General features: G+C 50.4%; 1 protein-coding gene. It reads left to right on the top strand.

Annotated elements, in window-relative coordinates:
• On the top strand, positions 1–739 hold a 739-nt coding region (gene add / locus R8O11_RS27150; RefSeq protein ID WP_318194867.1), incomplete at its 5' end, for an adenosine deaminase.
• Between the last annotated feature and the right edge of the window lie 15 nt (positions 740–754).

Here is a 754-nt window from a genome sequence, read left to right as displayed (position 1 = left end):
CGCACAAATTGATTACGCCGAACTGCGTTTCTCACCATACTACATGGCGATGAAACACAAACTGCCAGTCGCTGGCGTAGTTGAAGCGGTTGTCGATGGCGTACAAGCAGGCATGCGAGACTTTGGCATCAAAGCGAACCTTATCGGTATCATGAGCCGCACATTTGGCACAGATGCATGTCAGCAAGAGCTGGATGCAATTCTAAGCCAGAAAGACCACATCGTAGCAGTAGACCTTGCAGGTGATGAGCTTGGCCAACCAGGCGATCGCTTTGTCTCTCACTTCAAACAAGTGCGTGATGCAGGCCTAAACGTGACAGTTCACGCTGGTGAAGCGGCGGGCGCTGAAAGCATGTGGCAAGCCATTCAAGAGCTTGGTGCAACGCGTATCGGCCACGGTGTGAAAGCGATTCACGATCCAAAACTGATGGATTACCTAGCGGAAAACCGTATCGGTATCGAATCGTGCCTGACGTCGAACTTCCAAACCAGTACGGTCGATTCTCTAGCAAATCACCCACTGAAACAGTTCCTAGACCACGGCGTTCTAGCGTGTCTAAATACGGATGATCCTGCGGTAGAAGGTATTGAGCTACCTTACGAATACGAAGTGGCGGCGCCAGCAGCCGGCCTGAGCCAAGAGCAGATTCGCCAAGCGCAAATCAATGGCCTTGAGCTTGCTTTCATTTCTGATGCAGAAAAAGCAGAACTGAAAGAAAAAGTTAAAGATCGCGTTTAATCAGCACAGATCGGA

This window comes from Vibrio sp. 1288, assembly GCF_033344475.1.
Note: the sequence above shows the minus strand (reverse complement) of the source record. Positions and strands in the feature narration are given on the sequence as shown.